Raw genomic sequence first — 898 nt, 5'->3', positions numbered from 1 at the left:
GAGGAGTATCTGACTCACCGCATTCATCCCTTTCAGGGTCGCTTCGCAACCCAACGCGGGGCAAGCCCGCTCGCCACGAAAGCTCTATCTACTGGTGTTTAAGCGTCTAGCTCGAGTTGTGTAGATACCTATGCTGCGGTAGCGGTGGGTCAGTCAACTTTTTGCCGACAGATACACCGCCATCGCAGGCAAGCCAGCTCCCACAGTTGGATCGTGTCGTGTCAGGGGTCTTGGGTTAGGCCGTGGGTTGCACGCAGTCCAGTGCGCGGTCGGCGAGTGTGCGGGCCATGTCGATCAAGTGCGCGGTGGCACCGGCCATATGGCGTTGATCGCCGGTCAGGCCTAGGAGTGTTTCGGTTGCGGTGGCTGCAGCACAGCGCAACAGGTCGCATATTTGCGCGAGGGCGTCTTCGAAGCTGAGGTCTTGATGCGTAGCCAAGGAGGGCGGTGGGGCGGGTTGCAGATAGTGGCTTAGGGCGCGCTCGAAGACTTTACGATCTGGGGTTAAGCGGTTTGAATCCGAATTGTTCTTGCTCATGCATAAGCTCCTGATAAGGGGGCCTACTTGTTTCAGGTTTCCGCACCTGTTCGCTGATAGGCAGCGAAGGAGCGGAGGTTAGTCAGTGGAGTGAGCAGGCGCAAGGCCAAAGGATTGTCTAGGAAACTTCCTGCAAGTTAAAGAGATATGGATTGCTGGCCTTTAACAATCGGTGTCGAACAGGCGATACCGGTGTAAATGTCAGCCCTTTCAAGGTCTTTGGAAATCTGTCTGATACCCGCCCGTTAAGAGCGAACACTGTCCCTGTGGCGAGCGGGCTTGCCCCGCGTTGGGTTGCGAAGCGGCCCCAAAACCAGCGGCCGAGGAGTATCTGACTCACCGCATTCATCCCTTTCAGGG

2 protein-coding genes are annotated in these 898 nt (G+C 57.0%); both read right to left on the bottom strand.

Annotated elements, in window-relative coordinates:
- Window positions 1–235: 235 nt before the first annotated feature.
- Window positions 236–538: a DUF6124 family protein gene (locus tag Q7C20_RS26675; protein WP_375071181.1), complete on the bottom strand. Its 303-nt coding sequence runs from the start codon at window positions 536–538 to the stop codon at window positions 236–238.
- A gap of 118 nt (window positions 539–656) precedes the next feature.
- The coding region (locus Q7C20_RS26670; protein WP_375071180.1) for a hypothetical protein at window positions 657–898 on the bottom strand (242 nt) is incomplete at its 5' end.

This window comes from Pseudomonas sp. AMR01 (genome assembly GCF_041946035.1).
In the GTDB taxonomy this organism is placed as follows: domain Bacteria; phylum Pseudomonadota; class Gammaproteobacteria; order Pseudomonadales; family Pseudomonadaceae; genus Aquipseudomonas; species Aquipseudomonas antarctica_B.
This window is presented reverse-complemented; position numbering and strand designations above follow the sequence as displayed.

Coding starts and splice junctions, on each gene's coding strand:
- Q7C20_RS26675 (WP_375071181.1), bottom strand. CDS start 538: ATGAGCAAGAACAATTCGGATTCAAACCGCTTAACCCCAGATCGTAAA.